The sequence below is a fragment of the Faecalicatena contorta genome, from assembly GCF_003149105.1.
Classification (GTDB): Bacteria; Bacillota; Clostridia; order Lachnospirales; family Lachnospiraceae; genus Muricomes; species Muricomes contortus_C.
Window position 1 is genome coordinate 99935 of record NZ_QGDS01000001.1, and the last position, 20757, is coordinate 120691.

The 20757-nt window shown below is 41.7% G+C and carries 20 protein-coding genes; 17 read left to right on the forward strand and 3 right to left on the reverse strand.

Annotated features, from left to right (window positions below):
* Window positions 1-71 precede the first annotated feature (71 nt).
* On the reverse strand, window positions 72-707 hold the full coding sequence (locus tag A8805_RS00480; RefSeq protein ID WP_109708272.1) for an HAD family hydrolase: 636 nt from the start codon (window positions 705-707) through the stop codon (window positions 72-74).
* A gap of 306 nt (window positions 708-1013) precedes the next feature.
* Between A8805_RS00480 and polA the strand changes: the two genes are divergently transcribed.
* The 6 genes from polA to A8805_RS00510 are packed head-to-tail and all read left to right on the forward strand — an operon-like array spanning window position 1014 to window position 7574.
* On the forward strand, window positions 1014-3629 hold the full coding sequence (gene polA / locus A8805_RS00485; RefSeq protein ID WP_109708273.1) for a DNA polymerase I: 2616 nt from the start codon (window positions 1014-1016) through the stop codon (window positions 3627-3629).
* Window positions 3629-4210 (forward strand): dephospho-CoA kinase, encoded by a 582-nt coding sequence (coaE, locus tag A8805_RS00490; RefSeq protein ID WP_109708274.1) that lies wholly within the window; start codon window positions 3629-3631, stop codon window positions 4208-4210. Before polA ends, coaE begins: the two co-directional genes overlap by 1 nt.
* On the forward strand, window positions 4207-5004 hold the full coding sequence (locus A8805_RS00495; protein ID WP_109708275.1) for an MBL fold metallo-hydrolase: 798 nt from the start codon (window positions 4207-4209) through the stop codon (window positions 5002-5004). Before coaE ends, A8805_RS00495 begins: the two co-directional genes overlap by 4 nt.
* Window positions 5005-5016: 12 nt before the next feature.
* On the forward strand, window positions 5017-5289 hold the full coding sequence (locus tag A8805_RS00500) for an ACT domain-containing protein (protein WP_109708276.1): 273 nt from the start codon (window positions 5017-5019) through the stop codon (window positions 5287-5289).
* Window positions 5290-5321: 32 nt separating this feature from the next.
* A complete protein-coding gene (locus tag A8805_RS00505) occupies window positions 5322-6686 on the forward strand; it encodes a PFL family protein (RefSeq protein ID WP_109708277.1) in 1365 nt (454 codons plus the stop codon).
* Between the two features lie 15 nt (window positions 6687-6701).
* The gene (locus tag A8805_RS00510) at window positions 6702-7574 is read left to right on the forward strand and encodes a DegV family protein (protein ID WP_109708278.1); all 873 of its coding nucleotides are present in this window, start codon (window positions 6702-6704) and stop codon (window positions 7572-7574) included.
* 26 nt (window positions 7575-7600) lie between these two features.
* On the opposite strand, the gene A8805_RS00515 is transcribed toward A8805_RS00510, so the two are convergent.
* Window positions 7601-8884: a nucleotidyltransferase gene (locus tag A8805_RS00515; protein WP_109708279.1), complete on the reverse strand. Its 1284-nt coding sequence runs from the start codon at window positions 8882-8884 to the stop codon at window positions 7601-7603.
* 166 nt (window positions 8885-9050) lie between these two features.
* Here A8805_RS00515 and mgtE point away from each other — a divergent pair, with 166 nt between their 5' ends.
* The 11 genes from mgtE to A8805_RS00570 all read left to right on the forward strand — a co-directional run bounded on the left by mgtE (window position 9051) and on the right by A8805_RS00570 (window position 19876).
* The gene (gene mgtE / locus A8805_RS00520; RefSeq protein WP_109708280.1) at window positions 9051-10391 is read left to right on the forward strand and encodes a magnesium transporter; all 1341 of its coding nucleotides are present in this window, start codon (window positions 9051-9053) and stop codon (window positions 10389-10391) included.
* Window positions 10392-10517: 126 nt separating this feature from the next.
* Window positions 10518-11516, forward strand: coding sequence for a phosphate acetyltransferase (gene pta, locus A8805_RS00525; protein ID WP_109708281.1), 999 nt, complete (start codon window positions 10518-10520; stop codon window positions 11514-11516).
* A 338-nt stretch (window positions 11517-11854) separates the two neighbouring features.
* The gene (locus A8805_RS00530) at window positions 11855-13045 is read left to right on the forward strand and encodes an acetate/propionate family kinase (RefSeq protein ID WP_109708282.1); all 1191 of its coding nucleotides are present in this window, start codon (window positions 11855-11857) and stop codon (window positions 13043-13045) included.
* 140 nt (window positions 13046-13185) lie between these two features.
* Complete coding sequence (locus A8805_RS00535) at window positions 13186-13713, forward strand: YceD family protein (protein WP_109708283.1); 528 nt, start codon at window positions 13186-13188, stop codon at window positions 13711-13713.
* A 3-nt stretch (window positions 13714-13716) separates the two neighbouring features.
* Window positions 13717-13896: a 50S ribosomal protein L32 gene (rpmF, locus tag A8805_RS00540; RefSeq protein ID WP_089984246.1), complete on the forward strand. Its 180-nt coding sequence runs from the start codon at window positions 13717-13719 to the stop codon at window positions 13894-13896.
* A gap of 399 nt (window positions 13897-14295) precedes the next feature.
* Window positions 14296-15261, forward strand: a complete 966-nt coding sequence (locus A8805_RS00545; protein WP_109708284.1) for a methionine ABC transporter ATP-binding protein — start codon at window positions 14296-14298, stop codon at window positions 15259-15261.
* Complete coding sequence (locus tag A8805_RS00550; protein ID WP_109708285.1) at window positions 15261-15923, forward strand: methionine ABC transporter permease; 663 nt, start codon at window positions 15261-15263, stop codon at window positions 15921-15923. Before A8805_RS00545 ends, A8805_RS00550 begins: the two co-directional genes overlap by 1 nt.
* Before the next feature lie 6 nt (window positions 15924-15929).
* Window positions 15930-16592, forward strand: a complete 663-nt coding sequence (locus A8805_RS00555; RefSeq protein ID WP_109708286.1) for a methionine ABC transporter permease — start codon at window positions 15930-15932, stop codon at window positions 16590-16592.
* Window positions 16593-16652: 60 nt separating this feature from the next.
* Window positions 16653-17501 (forward strand): MetQ/NlpA family ABC transporter substrate-binding protein, encoded by an 849-nt coding sequence (locus A8805_RS00560; RefSeq protein ID WP_109708287.1) that lies wholly within the window; start codon window positions 16653-16655, stop codon window positions 17499-17501.
* Window positions 17488-18663, forward strand: coding sequence for a uroporphyrinogen decarboxylase family protein (locus A8805_RS00565; RefSeq protein WP_207657662.1), 1176 nt, complete (start codon window positions 17488-17490; stop codon window positions 18661-18663). Before A8805_RS00560 ends, A8805_RS00565 begins: the two co-directional genes overlap by 14 nt.
* On the forward strand, window positions 18650-19876 hold the full coding sequence (locus tag A8805_RS00570; RefSeq protein WP_109708289.1) for a MalY/PatB family protein: 1227 nt from the start codon (window positions 18650-18652) through the stop codon (window positions 19874-19876). Before A8805_RS00565 ends, A8805_RS00570 begins: the two co-directional genes overlap by 14 nt.
* A 136-nt stretch (window positions 19877-20012) precedes the next feature.
* Here the strand turns inward: A8805_RS00570 and A8805_RS00575 are convergent, their stop codons facing one another.
* A complete protein-coding gene (locus A8805_RS00575) occupies window positions 20013-20756 on the reverse strand; it encodes an amino acid ABC transporter ATP-binding protein (protein WP_334294037.1) in 744 nt (247 codons plus the stop codon).
* Between the last annotated feature and the right edge of the window lies 1 nt (window position 20757).

Genomic DNA, 20757 nt, shown 5'->3' on the forward strand with positions numbered 1-20757 from the left:
ATAAATAGCACTAGAAAAGCAAGCATGTAAACAAGCTTGCTTTTCTAGTATATATATCTGTCGAAGCTGGATTATACGGAAGCGCCTGTGAAGTCCCGTTCCAGCAAATCGGTCAATTTTTCAATCCGGTCCGCTGCCTCGGGCACATCTCCAAATCCATATTCAACAAAGATAAATGGAATTCCTGCTTCCTGGCAGGCCACATAATCTCCCTTAGTATCTCCTATATAAACAACATCTTTCAATTCATTTTCCTTCATCAGGCGCAGGATTGTCTGTCCCTTTGATGTCAGTGTGTCTCCATAACAAAGGTGGCCCTTGACGGTGTCTTTAAGCCCTGTAGTCTTTAAAAAGACCTCGATATATCCCTGCTGGCAATTGCTGACAATAAAAAGAGGAACCTTTTGGGAGAGGGCGTGGAATACCTCCTGAACGCCGCCATACAAGATGCCGGGTTCTGTCTCCAGCATACGGTTTTCATATTCAAAACAAAAAGCGCCCATCCGTTCTTGTTCTTTTTTAGAAAGAGCGGGGAAAACTGCATCATAAAATTTATCCATTGTTTTTCCGAATAAGCTTTTCAAAAGTGCAGAGTCTACTCTGACCTCCAGATTTGAATTCTCTATGATTGCCTGGTTCCAGGATTTCACAACGGTTTCGGTAGGGTCCCATAAGGTTCCGTCTACATCAAAAATAATTCCATCCATAGTATCTACTCCTTTTCTTATTAAAAATGCATACTTATTGAACATTAGTAGTTCAAGAAGCATAGACTGAACAAAAGCACTAGCTGTCCGAATTACATATATACTCCGGTACAATATGTGGTTTTAAAATCAGCAGTCATTTTCATAATATCATAAAAATAGCCTTTTAAAAAGAAAGATTTTAGTGTATACTTTAATATAATCTTACGAAAATAAAGAGAAACGGATTTTGGATATCGGTTTTGAATATATTTTTTTGCATATCATATCAGGTGTGCGAAGCAGCAAGGATGTGGAGAATGAAAGATGAATGAAAAAATAGTATTAATAGATGGCCACAGTATTTTAAACAGGGCGTTCTATGGGGTACCGGATTTAACCAATTCAGAAGGACTTCATACGAACGCTATTTATGGGTTTTTAAATATTATGTTCAAGGTTCTGGATGAAGAGAAGCCAGAGTACTTAACAGTGACTTTTGATGTACATGCCCCTACATTCAGACATGAGATGTATGAGGATTACAAAGGCACCAGAAAACCTATGACGGAGGAGCTGAGACAGCAGGTTCCGGTGATCAAAGAAGTTCTGAAAGCGATGAACGTTGAAATTATTGAGCAGGCAGGCCTGGAGGCAGATGACCTTCTGGGGACGATTTCCCGGATCTGCGAGGAAAAAGGACTGGATGTTTCTATTATTTCCGGGGACAGAGACACCTTGCAGCTTGCTACAGAACGCGTAAAAATCCGCATTCCCAAGACGAAACAGGGACAGACAATCGTAGAGGATTACTATGCCGCGGATGTGAAAGAAACGTGCGGGGTTACGCCGAAAGAATTCATTGATGTAAAAGCATTGATGGGAGATTCCTCCGATAATATTCCTGGGGTTCCAGGGATAGGAGAGAAGACCGCTACGAAAATTATCGAGGAATATGGCTCTATTGAGAATGCTCATGCACATGCCGGTGAGCTTAAGCCTCCAAGGGCTAGCAAGAATATACAGGAATATTGGGATCAGGCTTGTATGAGCAAGACTCTTGCTACGATTGATACCCATGCAGATATCACTTTTGATTTGAATGCGGCAAAACATGAGAATCCTTACACAAAGGAGGCTCATGTGTATTTTCAGAAGCTTCAGTTTAAAAATATGCTGAGCAGGTTTGATGTAAAGTCCTCCATAGATAGTATAGAATCTTGTTTTAAAGAAATTACAGATAAAAAAGAAGCAGAACAGATTTTTGCAGAGGCATCCCAGGCAGAATGTGCAGGAGTTTCTATTACAGAGGACACAGGAAATGTACTGCCTTTATTTGCTCATCCATCGGGATACGGCAGGGTGAATATTGCTTATGAGAAAGATAAAATATATTCTATATTATGTGGTACAGATATGGATATGGAATATTTGCTTGAGAAACTCTCAGAAGTTGCAGGTAAAGTGAAAATATTTTCTATGTTTGATTTGAAAAAATATTTAACCGCTGTTAAAATTACAAAGCCGGAAAATTGTTTTGATGCCACCGTAGCAGCTTATTTGCTGAATCCATTGAAAAGTAATTATGATTATGAAGATGTGGCAAGAGAGCAGTTGGGTATTTTGATAAGCGGGGAAACCGATGTTATGACAAAAGCCTGCTATGAGGCTTATACTGCATTTGCTTCTGCAGGGCCGCTGATAGAAAAAATGCAGGAAGAAGGAATGCATCATTTGTTTACAGACATCGAGATGCCTTTGCTCTTTACACTGTTTGATATGGAACAGGAGGGCATCCGGGTAGAAGGGGATGCACTGCATTTTTATGGGGAGCAGCTTGGCAGTAAAATTGTAGAGTTGGAAAAAGAGATTTTTGAGATGGCAGGGGAATCCTTTAATATCAATTCTCCAAAGCAGCTTGCAGTTGTTCTTTTTGACCATCTGAAGCTTCCCAATGGTAAGAAGACAAAAACAGGGTATTCTACAGCGGCAGATGTGCTTGATAAGCTGGCGCCTGATTATCCGGTTGTAGAAAAAATTTTGGAATACAGACAGCTGTCTAAGTTGAAATCCACTTATGCGGACGGGCTGTCAGCCTATATAGGTCCGGATGGAAGAATCCATGGGAAATTCAACCAGACAATTGCCGCCACAGGGCGGATCAGCAGTACGGAGCCGAACTTGCAGAATATTCCGGTTCGAATGGAGCTTGGACGGTTAATCAGAAAGGTTTTCGTGCCGAAAGAGGGCTGTATTTTTATTGATGCAGACTATTCTCAGATTGAACTGAGGATACTGGCCCACTGTTCAGGGGATGAAAAACTGATTCGGGCATATAAAGAGGCAAGGGATATTCACCGGATGACCGCATCTCAGGTATTCCACACACCCTTTGACGAAGTAAGCGAATTGCAGCGCCGAAATGCCAAGGCCGTAAACTTTGGAATTGTATACGGCATCAGTTCTTTTGGACTGAGTCAGGGTCTGAGTATTACGCAAAAAGAGGCGAAGCAGTATATTGAGAATTACTTTGAAACTTATCCTGGGATTAAGCGTTTTCTGGATGATACAGTGGCACATGCCAAAGAGGAAGGCTACGTTGTGACTTTGTTCGGCAGGAGAAGACCTGTCCCTGAATTAAAATCCAGTAATTTTATGCAGCGTAATTTTGGGGAACGTGTAGCTATGAACGCACCAATCCAGGGCTCTGCCGCAGATATTATGAAAATTGCCATGATAGGTGTAAATAGAGAACTCAGAGAAAAGGGATTGAAATCAAGGATGGTTCTGCAAGTGCATGATGAGCTTTTAATTGAAGCGTATCAGGAAGAAGCCGAAGAGGTGAAAGCAATCCTGAAGAAGCAGATGGAGCAGGCTGCGGATTTGGATGTACCTTTGATTATAGACATGCATACAGGAAAGAACTGGTATGAGGCAAAGTGATGAAGGTATTGGGAATCACTGGCGGAGTAGGCTCCGGGAAAAGTGAAGTTCTGCGCTATATGGAGGAAGAGTATGGTGCGGTTGTCTGTCAGTTGGATGAAGTGGCGAAGGCTCTCCAGAAAAAGGGAACGGACTGCTATGATAAAATTATAGAACAGTTTGGTCTGGAAGTTACTGGGGAGAATGAGGAACTGGACAGAAAGAAGCTGGCAGCAATTATTTTCCAGGATGAGAATAAAAGAAGGATACTGAATGGAATCGTCCACCCGGAAGTGAAAAAGTGGGTGGAACAGGACATTATAGAGAAGAAAAAAAGAGGAGTGCCGCTGTATGTAATTGAGGCGGCGCTTCTGCCGGAAGCAGGATATGAAGACATCTGCCAGGAAATGTGGTATATTTATACGGAAGAAAGTGTCAGAAGAGAACGGCTGAAAAAATCAAGAGGATATTCCGACGAAACTATCAGCCGGATGATACGGTCACAGTCTCCGGAATCTGTATTCCGGAAAGCCTGCCATATCGTCATAGACAACAGTGGGACGTTCGAGAGAACAAAGAAACAAATAGGAGAGCAATTATGAGATTATGCAGTATTGCAAGCGGCAGCAGCGGCAATTGTATTTATGTGGGATGTGATAATACCCATTTGCTTGTAGATACCGGAATCAGTAAGAAGAGAATTGATGCGGGACTAAAAGAATTGGAGATAAAGGGAGAAGAGCTGGATGGGATTTTGATTACCCATGAACACTCGGACCACATACAGGGATTGGGGGTTTTCAGCAGGAAATATGAAGTACCCATTTATGCCACCCCCGGTACAATAGAAGGAATCAAGAACTATGCTCCATTGGGAAAGCTGCCAGGGGGACTTTTGAATCCCATACATATAGATGAAAGTTTTGTAATTGGAGATATTACGGTGGACCCTTTCGGGATTTCCCATGATGCAAATGAACCGGCCGGATATAGGATGAGCTATCAGGGAAAATCTGTTGCGGTAGCTACAGACCTGGGAATTTATAATGAATATACGGTGTCCAAGCTACAGATGCTGGATGCGGTGCTTCTGGAGGCTAACCATGACATCCATATGCTGGAGGTGGGGTCTTATCCCTACTATCTGAAAAGGCGGGTAATGGGGGATAAGGGACACCTGTCCAATGAGTCGTCGGGAAGACTTCTCTGTGATATATTACATAATAACTTGAAACATATTCTGCTTGGACATCTCAGTAAAGAAAATAACTATGCAGAGCTTGCTTATGAGACGGTAAAATTGGAGGTTACTCTGGGTAACAACGATTATAAGGGAGAAGACCTGAATATGTCTGTTGCTAAAAGAGATATGCTTTCGGAAATCATTATGGTTTAGGAGGAAGAGAAAATGAAAAAATGTATCGTAACAGTGCTGGGAAAAGATACTGTGGGAATTATTGCGAAGGTATGTACATATCTGGCGGACAATAAAATTAACATTCTGGATATTTCACAGACAATCATTCAGGGGTATTTTAACATGATGATGATTGTGGATGTAACGGATCTGGATAAAGATTTCAAAGTGGTCTGCGATGAGATGGAAAAGCTGGGAGTTGAAATCGGCGTGAACATCCGCTGCCAGAAAGAAGAAATTTTTGAAAAAATGCACAGGCTCTAGAAAACGCAGGAAGTGAAGAGAGGATAAATACGATGATTAATATGTATGAAGTATCAGAGACCAATCAGATGATTGAGCATGAGAACCTGGACGTCCGCACAATCACACTGGGAATCAGCCTGTTTGACTGCATTGATTCTGATTTGCAGGAACTGAACCGTAAAATATATGAGAAAATCACAACAGTAGCTGAGAAACTGGTTTCTACCGGAAATGATATTGAGAAGGAATTTGGGATTCCCATTGTAAATAAAAGAATTTCCATTACTCCCATTGCGCTGGTAGGCGGAGCTGCATGTAAAAGTCCCGAGGATTATGTGACCATTGCCAGAACGCTGGATAGGGCCGCAAAAGAAGTGGGAGTTAATTTTATCGGCGGTTATTCCGCGCTGGTTTCCAAAGGAATGACCCAAAGCGATATAAATTTGATTCAATCCATCCCTCAGGCGCTGGCTCAGACAGAAAGAATCTGTAGTTCTGTCAATGTGGGTTCCACGAAAACAGGGATAAATATGGATGCAGTGCGTCTGTGTGGTGAAATTATAAAATCCACCGCAGAGGCAACGAAGGAAAAGGATTCTCTGGGCTGTGCAAAGCTGGTTATTTTCTGTAATGCTCCAGATGACAATCCATTTATGGCAGGTGCGTTTCTCGGTGTGACAGAGGCGGATGCCGTAATCAATGTGGGTGTCAGCGGACCGGGAGTTGTGAAGAAGGCTTTAGAGAAAGTACGGGGCAAAGGATTTGAAGAGCTCTGTGAGACTATTAAAAAGACGGCTTTCAAGGTGACTCGTGTTGGACAGCTTGTAGCTGGTGAGGCATCCAAAAGACTGAATGTTCCATTTGGAATTGTTGATTTATCTCTGGCGCCGACTCCTGCTGTGGGCGACAGTGTTGCGGAGATTTTGGAGGAGATTGGTCTGGAAAGAGTAGGGGCCCCCGGAACAACGGCTGCTCTGGCAATGTTAAACGATCAGGTGAAAAAGGGCGGTGTGATGGCATCTTCCTATGTAGGTGGTTTAAGCGGAGCATTTATCCCTGTTAGTGAGGATCAGGGTATGATAGATGCAGTGAACCTGGGAGCGCTGACACTGGAAAAGCTGGAAGCTATGACTTGTGTATGCTCTGTGGGACTGGATATGATAGCGATTCCGGGCAAGACTACAGCAAGCACGCTTTCCGGAATTATTGCGGATGAAATGGCAATTGGAATGGTGAACCAGAAGACGACGGCAGTACGTCTTATTCCGGTTATTGGAAAAGATGTGGGAGAGATGGCCCAATTCGGCGGACTTCTTGGCTATGCTCCTATTATGCCGGTGAATACATTTGGCTGTGAGGCATTTATCAGCCGGAAGGGCAGAATTCCCGCACCAATCCATAGCTTTAAAAACTAAAACAGGGGAAAGATTATGAAGAAAATTGCGATTGTAACAGACAGTAATAGCGGAATAACTCAGAAACAGGGAGAGAAGATGGGGATCTTTATACTTCCCATGCCATTTTTTATTGATGGAGAGCTCTTTCTGGAAGATATTACATTGACACAGGAAGAATTTTATAAAAGACTGGGCGAGGATTCCGATATTTCAACGTCCCAGCCATCCCCCGCAGATGTTTTGGAGCTTTGGGACCGCCTGCTTGAAGAGTACGATGAGGTTGTCCATATCCCCATGTCCAGCGGATTGAGCAGCAGTTGTGAGACGGCTGTTACGCTGTCTCAGGATTACGACGGCAGAGTACAGGTGGTAGATAACCAGAGAATTTCAGTTACTCAGGTGCAGGCTGTTCTGGATGCAATCAAACTGAAAGAAGCAGGAAAAACAGCCGCAGAAATGAAAGAAATTCTGGAACAGGAAAAGCTGGAGGCTAGTGTCTACATTACAGTAGATACACTGAAATATCTAAAAAAAGGGGGAAGAATCACCCCTGCAGCGGCAGCTTTGGGGACAGTACTGAATTTGAAACCGGTATTGCAGATTCAGGGAGAGAAACTGGATGCTTTTGCAAAAGTGCGGGGCTGGAAGGCTGCAAAGCGCACCATGCTGAAAGCTATAGAGACAGATTTGGCAGAACGTTTTGCAGGAAAAGAAAATCAGATGGTTTTAGGAATGGCATATACATGCAGCAAAGAAGAAGCGGAAGCCTGGAAACAGGAAATTCACGAAAAATTTCCTCAGCATGAGATTATAGAGGGGCCGCTGTCGTTGAGCGTGGCCTGTCACATTGGGGCAGGAGCCATGGCAGTCACCTGTATGAAAAAGGTTGTTACAGTTCAGCCATAAGTCCATGGCTGAACTGTAACTGAAAATTATACTTTTATAATGGCCTGTTTGTATTCATTTTCAAATGCTGTCTTAAATTTATCTGTAATTACAGATTTATACAGATTGGAAGCCAGTGTGTCATGATAGAGCATTTTTTGTCCTGCCTCTGGAATTTTATCTGTTTCATATAAATTAGTCAGCAGCGGCAGCGTACTGTTTTTTACAATACTGCTTAATATTTTTTCGCGGTCCTTTCGGAATCCGAGCAGGCGGGCATAGTAGTGGCAGCCCCCTTTTACATATTCTTCCACAGTATTCTTTTTAATCCCCAGCATAATGTGCAGAAGTGCACGGTTGATACGTGTATAAGTCATTTCTTTTGTTTTAAGCAGTTCACAAAACTGTTTATAATTAAAGAAATTGTTTAGCTGGTTGGTAATACGGTTTGCCAGTTCTACAGAGACGTCCATATATCTGGTCAGGTCGCTGGCAGATTTGTTCAGCAGCTTGTATTTCATAATGAGAGAAAAGTCATTTTGATAGACAGGGTATTGGACCCTGTGATAGTCTTTTAACAATTCCAGACAGCAGGATGGAACCTGATCTTCCAATTGGCTTAAAATATTGGAAAAATGAGTGTTTTCAAATGAGTGGCCAGAGCGGGTGCTGATTGCAGTACTGGAGTATGCAAGCAGAGAGCGGATGGCGGAAGCAGAACTGTAATTGGCATTTAGCGCAGTATCGTGGTAATTGGAGCCCTGACGCTTAATCGTATAGGGTTTGATAGAGCTGTTTAGTTTTCTTAGGGCCTTTAAATATTCTACGCTCAAGATGTTGTTCGGGTCATTGAGCAGAGAAGCACAGCCCGGACCTCCCATATAAGAAGCGAGGGCTTTCTGCCTTGCAGCTGGAAAGGACATGCCGTTTCTGAGGTTATCCTGCAAAAAACTTTTATATTCTTCTGGCTCTTCACACAAAATACTGGCTGTGTTTTGAAGGCATTCCAAGTCACCTGCTTCGCTTCCAAAGCAGACGGAGTCCACAATGTTCAGGCTGTCCAGGAAGGAAATAGCACCTGTGGCAAAAAATTCAGCACTGCCGGTGGAATAGCAGACAGGAAGTTCAAATACCGCTCCGGCTCCGCATTTCAAAGCCATTTCGGCACGAATATATTTAGGCATGATAGAAGGTGTACCTCTTTGGACATAATCACCGCTCATGACAACAATGACCGTATCGGCACCTGTGACTTCTTTTGCCTTTTCAATATGATATTGGTGTCCGTTATGAAATGGATTGTATTCTGTGATTAAACCGACAATTTTCATGAGAATCTCCTTGTATATCAATTTGTTAACTATTATACTATAAAATAGCAGGGACTTATAGAGGAATTTTGGTTTATAACAGATGTCTTCTGTAAAACATAAATAAATGCAGATGCATTTTGAGCAAAATAAGATTTTGGAACAAAAACAAAAGAGGGTGTATGGCATGAAAAGAGAAAGAATACTTGAACTTCTGGAACAGCGCAGATTTAAAGAATTAAGAGAAGAATTGGAAACCATGCATCCAGTTGACATTGTGGAGATGCTGGAGGACTTTGATACACGCCGGGCGATTCTGATTTTCCGCCTTCTGGCAAAGGAGGATGCAGCAGAGGTTTTCACGGATATGAACAGTGATATGCGTGAGGATCTGATTAATGCGCTGACAGACTCTGAGCTGGAAGAAGTCATGGACGAGATGTATGTGGATGATACGGTAGACGTCCTGGAAGAGATGCCTGCTAACGTAGTAGACCGTCTGCTGATGGCGACAGACGAGGAGACGAGAAAAAAAATCAACGTACTGCTTCAATATCCTGAAGATAGTGCCGGAAGTATCATGAATGTGGATTACATCAGTCTAAGAAAAGAAATGACGGTGGCTGAAGCAATCCTGAAAATCCGGCAGGTTGGTATCAACCGGGAGACAATTTACACCTGCTACGTTACAGAAAAGAAAAAGCTGATTGGTGCAGTGGACGTAAAGGATCTGCTGACGGCAGGGGAATCCAGGCTGATTGAAGAAATCATGGACGAGAACGTACTTTGTGCCGCAACACTGGATGACCAGGAAGATGTAGCTAAGACTATTAAAAAGTATGGTCTTGTTGCAATACCTATTATAGATCATGAAAACTGTCTGGTCGGTATTGTAACGGTTGATGATGCCATGCTTGTTTTGCAGGAAGAGGCAACGGAAGATATTAGTATCATGGCCGGTGTCAGTCCGAATGAGGATTCCTATTTTGGCACTTCTGTAATCAGGCATGCTAAAAACAGGAGCCTCTGGCTGATGCTTCTAATGCTTTCAGCAACCGTGACAGGAGAGATTTTAGGGCGCTATGAAGGTGCAATGGCTGTGATGCCGGTTTTGATTACTTTTATTCCCATGCTGATGGGAACAGGCGGAAACTGTGGTTCCCAAAGTTCGACGCTGATTATCCGGGGACTGGCGGTTGGAGAGATTCAGTTGAAGGATATTTTCCGGGTTATTTTCAAAGAAATCAGGGTTGCATTAGTTGTCAGCTTTCTGCTGGCTCTGGTGAATGGCCTCCGGATTTATATTATGTATGGCCAGAATATTATGCTGTCTCTGGCACTTGGAATCACAATGATGGCAGTAGTGGTTGTGGCAAAATCCATTGGATGTACTCTGCCTTTGCTTGCAAAAAAGCTGGGGCTTGATCCGGCAATCATGGCAGCTCCTCTGATAACTACAATTCTGGATACGTGTACAATTCTAGTATACTTTAATATTGTGACAGTCATTTTCCACCTAAAAGGCTGATATTGTGAAAATAATAACAAGCAAATGCGGATTGTACTTAAAAATACACATGCTGTCTACTTGTATACAGAAATTCTTTGGGGTATAATGGAAATAGTGAGAAAAAATGAAAGGTGGCTTTAAATCATGGGATTTATTGACGAAATCAAGGCAAGAGCAAAGTCTGACAAGAAGACAATTGTACTTCCGGAGACAGAAGATGTAAGAACCTATCAGGCAGCGGAGGCAGTGCTCAAGGAAGGAACTGCGAACCTGATTCTTGTGGGCAGCAAGGAGGAAATTGAAAAGTACGGAAAAGGGTATGACATTTCAGGTGCTATGATTGTAGACCCTGCAGCGAGCGAAAAGACAGAGGCTTATATCGCAAAACTGGTGGAACTCAGAGCGAAAAAAGGTATGACAGAAGAGCAGGCAAAGGAACTGATGCTGAACAATTACCTGTATTATGGTGTTATGATGGTGAAGATGGGGGATGCAGACGGAATGGTATCTGGTGCATGCCACTCTACAGCAGATACCCTTCGTCCATGTCTTCAGATTCTGAAAACGAAACCGGGAACAAAGCTGGTTTCCGCATTCTTTATTATGGCTGTACCAGATTGCGATATGGGGGCAGACGGAACATTTATTTTCGGAGATGCAGGACTGGAACAAAATCCGGATCCGGACAAGCTGGCAAACATTGCCATATCTTCAGCAGAATCTTTCAAGGCATTGACAGGAAAGGAACCAATTGTTGCCATGCTGTCACATTCTACAAAGGGAAGTGCAAAGCATGCAGATGTGGATAAAGTAGTGGAAGCTACAAGAATTGCAAAAGAATTAGCTCCTGATTTAAAACTGGATGGAGAATTACAGCTAGATGCTGCTATCGTACCTGAAGTAGGTGAGTCTAAGGCACCCGGCAGCCCTGTAGCAGGACATGCCAACGTACTCGTTTTCCCAGATTTAGATGCTGGAAATATTGGATACAAGCTGGTACAAAGACTTGGCAAGGCAGAAGCTTATGGACCTCTTACCCAGGGAATTGCTGCCCCTGTTAATGACTTATCCCGTGGATGCAGTGCTTCAGACATCGAGGGTGTTGTAGCAATTACAGCAGTACAGGCTCAGTCATACTCATAGACCGAGATCGATAGTGATTGGCGAAACATTGAACACTTGGCGAGGTTTTTTACGAGCCTAGTGAGAAAGTTCACCCTTGTGGTGTGTTCTTACGAGCTTAGCACGCAGGTCGTTCTTTGAGATTAGCGAGGTATTATCGAGCTTAGCAAGGACGGTACCCTTGGGGTAAAAGAACTTCCTTGACCGATAGTGATTAGCGAGGTCCTTACGAGCTTAGCACGTAGGTCGTTCTTTGAGATTAGCGAGGTATTATCGAGCTTAGTGAAAAGAACTTCCTTAAATAAAAGTATTGAAGAAATCAGACAGATCTTTATTCATAAATATTGGAGGATAGTGAAATGAATGTATTAGTGATCAACTGCGGCAGTTCTTCTCTAAAATTCCAGTTAATCAACGCTGAATCAGAGAAAGTGCTTGCAAAAGGTATCTGCGAAAGAATTGGAATTGACGGAAGTCTCACCTATCAGGCAGCTGACGGGGAAAAGATAAAAACAGCGAAAGCGATGCCTACCCATACAGAAGCGATTCAGTATGTAATTGACGCTCTGACAGACACTAAGACAGGTGTTGTAAAGAGCTTAGATGAGATTGGAGCAGTCGGACATCGTCTGGTACACGGTGGTGAGAAGTTTGCCTCTTCTGTAATCATTACAGAAGAGGTAAAGAAAGCAGTTGAAGAGTGTAACGATTTGGCACCATTACATAATCCTGCGAACTTAATCGGTGTGAATGCCTGTGAGGAATTAATGCCAGGTACTACCATGGTGGCAGTATTTGATACCGCATTCCATCAGACAATGCCCGAAAAGGCATATATGTACGGTCTGCCATATGAATATTATGAAAAATACAAAGTAAGACGTTACGGCTTCCATGGAACAAGCCACAGCTTCGTGTCAAAGAGAGCAGCAGAGATTGTCGGCAAGCCTTATGATGCTACAAAGACGATTGTATGCCATCTTGGTAATGGTGCCAGCGTATGTGCGGTGCTGAATGGAAAGTCTGTAGATACATCCATGGGAATGACACCTTTGGAAGGCTTGGTAATGGGTACCCGTTCCGGTGACATTGACCCGGCAATCCTGGAATTCCTTGCTAAGAAAGAAAACAAGGATATAGAAGGATTAATGAAGGTATTGAATAAAGAATCCGGTGTACAGGGAGTATCGGGCTTGTCCAGTGATTTCAGGGATTTAACAAACGCAGCAGCAGAAGGAAACAATCGGGCACAGATTGCTCTGGAAGTATTTTCTTACAGAGTTGCAAAATATGTAGGAAGCTATGCAGCAGCAATGAACGGTGTGGATAACATCGTATTCACAGCAGGAATCGGCGAAAATGACGATAAAGTCCGTGCAGAAGTGTGCAGTTATCTGGGTTACCTCGGAATAGAAATCAATGAAGAGGCTAACAATACAAGAGGAAAAGAAATCGAACTTTCTACACCAGACTCTAAGGTAAGAGTATTTGTAATTCCTACAAACGAAGAGCTGGCGATTGCAAGAGAAACATTAGCTCTCGTAAAATAGATTTTCAGAATATTCAGAAAACGGAGTGCAAAAGGGTCAGTCCCCTTTTGCATCCTTTTTCTGTCAGAATCTGTAGTTTTTTTGTTGACAAACTTATTTTACATGATATAATAGTTTAGGTATGAATAGGAGTGTTAAAGATGTTAATTAACCTATCAGACGTTCTGTCAGAACAGCATAAGGCAGTAGAAGAGACAGTGCCGTTGGAATTGGAAGAGATAAGGCTGAAGTCCGGTTCATTTCCGATTGTCGGTAAAGATCCTGTGCATATTATTGTCACTCATGTAAAGGACAAGGAATTGCAGATTCAGGCGGAATCAAGAATCAGCATAATGATTCCCTGTGACCGCTGCGTGGAAGATGTAAAACAGGAACTTATACTTAACTTTACGAAGCTGGTGGATTTGAGTGTATCTGATGCTGATTTGAGAGAAGATTTAGATGAGTCAAACTTTATTGATGGATATCATCTTGACGTGGACAAATTGCTCTTTAATGAGATATTGATAGGATGGCCGACGAAAGTTCTATGCAGTGAAGACTGTAAGGGCATTTGCAATGTTTGTGGTCAGAACCTAAATCTGGGTACCTGTGACTGTGAAGATACGGGAGTTGACCCAAGAATGTCAGTTGTCCGTGATTTGTTTAAGAATTTTAAGGAGGTGTAACCTATGTCTATCTGTCCAAAGAATAAATCTTCTAAAGGTAGAAGAGATAAGAGAAGAGCTAATTGGAAGATGAGTGCTCCAAACCTTGTGAAATGCAGCAAGTGCGGAGAACTTATGATGCCTCACAGAGTATGTAAGGCTTGTGGCTCTTACAACAAAAAAGAAATCATTTCTGTTGACTAGTACAGAGAAGACAAGGCTTTCCGGGAGACCGGGAAGCCTTTTTTCATATAATAAAAAACCTATCCGGGGAATCGTACTACGTACATAAAGAAAATGGCCTCTAAAGTAATCACGTTCGGCGCGAGAAAATACCAAAATACCTATTAAACGTGTATGAAAAGCAGGTGACTAAAATAAATGAACGGAGTAATGGTAAGAAATGTGGGTGGCAGTTATATATAATTACTATAATTAATGTGAGAAAATCTATTTTACAAAATATATAGAAGATAATATAATAATCATATAGGTTTAGTAGGTATTGAATAGGTTTGCCTGAGATAGAGCTATAATGAATCCTACAGCAAACTTTATTGAAAAGGTACTTGCATATTTTACTGTAACGAGGAGGATTTTTACTTGATAGAAATAAGAAACCTGAAAAAATGTTTTGGGGAAGAGAAGGTATTGAATTCAATTAATATTGATATTCAGGATGGAGATATATTTGGCCTGGTAGGGAGAAGTGGAGTAGGGAAATCAACATTATTACGTTGTATTAATGCATTGGAAACATATGACAGCGGTATATTGAATGTGAACGGGGCTGAGGTTAGCAGCCTGTCTGGGATGGAACTGCGTAAATTCCGGCGAAATGTGGGAATGATTTTTCAGCATTTTTCATTAACGGAAAGGGATACTGTATATCAGAATATAGCTCTCCCAATGAAGTGCTGGAAATATGAAAAACAAGATATTAAGAAAAAAGTGGAAAGCCTTTTGGAGATTGTTGAACTTGGAGACAGGTCCAATCAAAAAGCCAGATATTTGTCCGGCGGGCAAAAACAAAGAGTGGCAATTGCCCGTGCACTAGCCTTGGAACCTTCTATATTACTTTGTGATGAGGCGACAAGCGCACTGGACCCAAACACCACGAAGTCGATTCTGGAATTGCTGAAGGAAGTTAATCGCAAGCTTGGAGTTACAATCGTAGTAGTAACCCATGAGATGTCAGTTGTCCGCTCTATATGCAACAAAATTGCCGTATTGGATAAGAATGGAATAGCGGACTCCGGCGATGTAGAAGAAGTGTTTAAAAACCAGTGCCCGGCGTTGGTGGAGCTTTTAGGAAACCGGGATGATTTTGCATCAATTAAATCCGGTAAGGCAATCAGGGTGTTTTGTTCCAGTGATGATGCTGAAAAGAATATTATAGTGAAAATGTTTCGTGATACAAAGATTTCTTTTGGAATACTGAATGCTGATGTAAAAGAGTACCGTACAGGAATATTTGGAGAATTTGTAATTTTAGTGCGGGAAGAAGATGAGAAGAATATTATTGAATATATGTCTGCAAACAATATTTTTTGGGAGGTGTTGAATTGATGGCTGATACCAGTACTATTAGTGGAATTTTGCGAACTCTGGTTTTGCCTGAAATGTGGAATACGATTTATATGCTGTTACTGACATCAATTCTTTCTATGATTTTCGGGTGTATAGTCGCATTGATTATGATTTGTACACGTAAAGGCGGACTTCATGCTAACAGGGTGGTTTTTATAGTATTTGAAACAGTCGTGGACTTGCTCATTTCAATGCCATTCATCGTACTGGCAGTTGCTTTGACACCGCTCACGGTACTGATCGTAGGAACTAGTATCGGTAAGACTGCAGCCTTAGTGCCGCTTACATTTGTAACTACACCAGTATTTGCAAAGTTTATTTATGACGGGATGCTGGAAGTGAATCCCTGGCTGGTCCAGGCGGCAAAATCTTTTGGAGCTTCTGATATTCAGATTCTGCGGATTATGGTAAAGGATTCAGTTCCCTCCATTATTTCAGGGGCTACATTATCGTGTGTTACAACATTGAGCTCAATTGCTATGATGGGAGCTATTGGCGCCGGTGGTGTAGGAGCGGTTGCTATCATCTATGGCTATCAGAGATCAAATTATACAGTCATATGGGTAGTAGTCGGTGTTTTGGCTGTTATAACTCAGGCAATTCAGATAGCAGGAGAATACATATATAAAAAATGGAGGTAAGGGTCTTTGGATACTGATTTGATACAATATTATCTGGCTGACATTATTTTGCCGGGACTTGGTACTACATTGATTATTTTGTTTTTTACAGTTGTATTTACTACAGCTGCAGGTTTCATAATAGGAAGCATACTGTATTTGACAGCAGAGGATGGGTTATATCCTCATCCGAAGTTTAACGTCATATTAGGTTTAATTATTAATATTATCAGGGCCATTCCAGTCATTATTTTTATCGTGCTAATGATACCTGTGTCGCGGGGGCTATTAGGAACTGCAATTGGAACGCCTGCGGCGATTTTATCTATATCCATTATGTGTACGCCTTTTATGGCACGCGTGATAGAAGGCAGATTAAAAGAGGTAGATAAGAATCTGATAGAAGCAGCCAAATCCATGGGACTTTCAAATATGCAAACTTTGACCAAATATGTAATCCATGCAGCTGTTCCATCTTTGGTTACCGGAATTTCATTTGCAACAGTTATTTTTCTTGGAATTATTGCTATTGCAGGGACAGTGGGGGCTGGGGGAATAGGAGCGGTTGCTATGGATTATGGTTATTATGCATTTAATAGTTATGTGATGTATGGGGCTATTGTGATTTTGGCAGTTTTAGTTGTTATAATCCAGGCCTTTGGGCGTTTACTTTATAGAAGGTTAAAATAATATTAGGTATTAAAAAGGGGTTTATTCTCCCCAAATAATATACAAAGGAAGGTAAAAGAAATGAAAAAAACAAAATTATTTGTAAGCAGTCTATTAATAGGAGCGGCATGTGTTGCGTTAACTGCCTGCGGAGGTAAGAAGGAAAGTGATGAAAATGACACTGCAAAGAGTAAAGATTCTGATTCAAAAACTATCTCTATTGCAATTTCTTCTGACATCGTGCCCAGTATAGAACGGGTAGAAGAACCGCTGAAAAAGTTGGGATATGAGCTGGACGTACATGAATTTGATGACTGGGTAATGCCAAATACAGCTTTGGCGGAAGGGTCCGTTGATTGTAATTTCTTTGAACATGAGCCGTATATGGAGGCATACAATCAGTCAAAAGGTACGGATTTAGTAATGATTACTCCCAAAATCTATTCTACGCCATACGGGTTCTTTTCAGACAAATATGAGTCATTGGATGAGATTGGGGATGGAGCAAAGGTTGCCATGTCTAATGAACCTAGTAACAGAAGCCGCAGTTTAATGCTGTTACAGGAAGCTGGTCTTCTCGTATTGACGGATGAGCCGAAAGATGAGTACTACGATGAGGTGGATATTGAAGAAAACCCTCATAACTTATCTTTTGTAAAGGCAGATTCTAATTCATTATATTCCATGATTTCTGAAGTGGATTTGGTCATTGAGCCATGTGATTTGGTAAACAATGCAGGAGGTGATGCAACAGATACTCTGTACAGAGAAGAAGACACAAAGTATGCTATGGGTATTGCTGTCAGAAAGGGAAATGAAAATGAAGCGTCCATTCAGGCACTGAATGAGGCATTCCACTCAGACGAATTCAGGGAAGCCATTGAAAAAGATTATCCGGGCGTATATCAGTTTGTGGATGAAGATGAATAATAGTATTTATGAAAATAATCTATCTTATTATAAAAATATAAGAAGCTATGATTTAATGACGCCAAAGGAAAGAGCACACGCTCTTTCTATTGGTGCGCCGGTAGACAGGATGCCGGTATATATGATGGCTGATCTCGTAATACCTCAGCTGATTGGTACAACTCTGAGGGAATCTGAATTGTCTGCAAAAAGAAAGGCAGAGGTTCAGATTGCAGGATATAGGATGTTTGGGTTTGATAGTGTAGGGATGATGCATGGTTTATATTCCTTACCGATTGCAATAGGAGGAGCCTACTCCGATCCGGAAAATCTCACCAGGACACTTATTGAATATCCGGTAAAGGATATCAGCGATCTTTCAGTTCTGGATTTAGACTGTGTGGGGCTTTGTAAAGATGAGGCGGCGTCAAAGGCTTTCGATGCAATTAGGTATGTACAGGAGGCTATCGGGGATGAAGTGGAATGTACGATGAATTTTACTTCACCTTTTACAGTGGCTTCAGGAATAGTCGGAATTGAAAAGTTTCTGACTGCCCTGGCAAAAAATACGGAAAGGGCTGAACAAGTATTACAATTTGTGTTAGAAGCCCAGTTTAAGCTGGCAAAGGAGTTCCTGAAAGAGGGGATAACAGTGGGTACCAGTGATCCTGTAGCAAGTTGTACAATTATAAATCCTAAACTTTATCGTAAGTTTGCACAGCCATATGAGATTGAATTTGCAAAACGCTGCATGGAATATATGGGAAAGCCTCTGAGCATACACATTTGCGGAAATACAACTAAAATTTTAAATGATGTAGCAGATTGTGGGTTTTCCACATTTAGTTTGGATAATATGGTAGATTTAGCAGTTGCAAAACGTGAAATCGGAAACCGTATGCATTTGGCAGGCAATGTGGATCCGGTAGCAGTAATGCTGCAGGGAACGCCCCGGGATGTTGAAAAATCGGTTCATAGTTGTTATTTTAAAGCATGGGATTCCCCAAAAGGATTTTCGATCCATACAGGATGCGATATGCCATATGGCACCCCCCTTGAGAATATGGAAGTTTATCTGCGGGAGGCTAAAAAGTGTGCAAAAGAACATGCTGAGGCGTTGCTAAAGGAAAAGGATTACTACATTTGGGATGATGCAGCGGAAGTGGAAAATGAAAAAATATAATTTTGACGAAATAATTGAGAGAAGAAATACAAATGCATTAAATACAGATGGATTCAGGGAATATATATTTCATGCCGGCCTGGAAAAGGTTTTTCCATTTGAAGATGAAGAGTTTATCCGTATGTGGGTTGCCGATATGGAGTTTGCCACTCCTCTGGAAATATGTGAGGCAATCAGGGAGCGTGTTGACAGGAGAATATTTGGGTATAGTATGATAACGGACCCTGGGTACTATAAGGCTCTTATGAACTGGTGCACAAAACGTTATGATTGGAGCTTTAAAAAAGAGGAACTTGTATTCTCACCCGGAGTAATTCCTGCTCTTTATCAATTGCTTGAGGATCTGGTGGAGAAAGACGAGAAGGTATTGACTATGACTCCTGCCTATGGATATTTTGGGCATGCAGCAGAATACAATCATGCAGCATTGGTATGTACAGAATTAAAGAATAATCATGGCTATTTTACGATTGACTTTGATGATTTTGAACGAAAGGCTGCAGATTCAAAGGTAAAGGTTCTTATATTTTGCAACCCTCATAATCCGACAGGAAGAATATGGACAAAAGAAGAATTGAAAAGAGTAGCAGAAATTGTTAAGAAGTATAAACTATGGATTATTTCAGATGAAATACACTGTGATCTTGTCAGACAGGGATTGCAGTATACTCCCATGGGGAAGATTATGCCCCGGTACCAGAAACTTGTTATCTGCATATCTGCAAGTAAGACCTTTAATATGGCGGGCCTGATGCTTTCTAATATCCTCATTAGAGACAGAAAAGAAAGAGAAAAGTTTGTAAGCAGAGATAAGATTGCAAGATTCCTGAATCCTTTATCCATAGCGGCTCATAAGGCGGCCTATGAAGAATGTAATGAATGGCTGGAGCAATTAAAGACATATATGGATGCTAATTTTCGTTATGTGAAAGAGTATTTGGATAAATTTTTACCAGAGGCTGTCTTTAGCATTCCCCAGGCTACTTATCTCGCATGGATTGATATGAGCAGATGCCTTCCGGAAGTAAGAGATTTCCCCTCATTCTTTGCCTATAATGCCGGTGTTTTATTAGAAGGCGGAAATTCTCTCTTTGTCGGAAATGCGGAAGGTTATATCCGGCTTAATTTGGCCATGCCTCGTTCTGTCATTAAAACGGGGCTTGAGCGGATGTATCATGCAATTCAGAATTATAATCGGTCAAATGAAAAGTGAATTGCCAAAGGCTTTCTGACCATCATGGTACATAAACATATAATTCAAGATATAAGTATACACATGAAATTCTTGAAGTGAAAAGGTAGACAAGGCCCCCGGTTCAAAATCGGGAGGCCTTTCTCATCTAATCTTCTTATCCGGCAGCGGGCAGAACCCGGGACAGAAATGATATTGTGCGTTCTTCTTTTGGTGCTACAAATATTTCTTCTGGTTTTCCTTCTTCTACAATATATCCGTCTGCCATGAATATAACCCGGTCTGCCACTTCTTTGGCAAAACTCATTTCATGAGTGACAACAATCATGGTCATGCCGTCCTTTGCCAGGTTTTTCATGACTTCAAGAACATCACCTACAAGCTCGGGATCAAGGGCGGAAGTTGGCTCGTCAAACAACAGTGCTTTTGGCTGCATAGCAAGCGCTCTTGCGATCGCAACACGCTGCTGTTGACCTCCTGACAGCGTAGACGGGTAGACATGGGCCTTCTCAACCAACCCAACCTTGTCAAGTAATTCCATTGCAATTTTCCGCACCTCTGATTTTGTACCCTTTTTTGTAAGCAGTGGTGCCAGCATCACATTTTCCAAAACTGTTTTTAGTGGAAAAAGGTTGAATCTTTGAAATACCATGCCCACTTCTTCGCGGAATTTTCTAATATCATATGCTTCATGAACCAAATTTTCTCCTCTGTAATGAATTGTGCCGCCCGATGGCATCTCAAGTCTGTTGATACAACGTAAAAATGTACTTTTACCAGAGCCTGATGGTCCGATAACACAGACCACTTCTCCCTCCGCTATATTTACATTAATATCTTTCAAAACTTCTGATTCGCCGAAATGTTTTGATAAATGACATATTCTCATCATAATATTCATC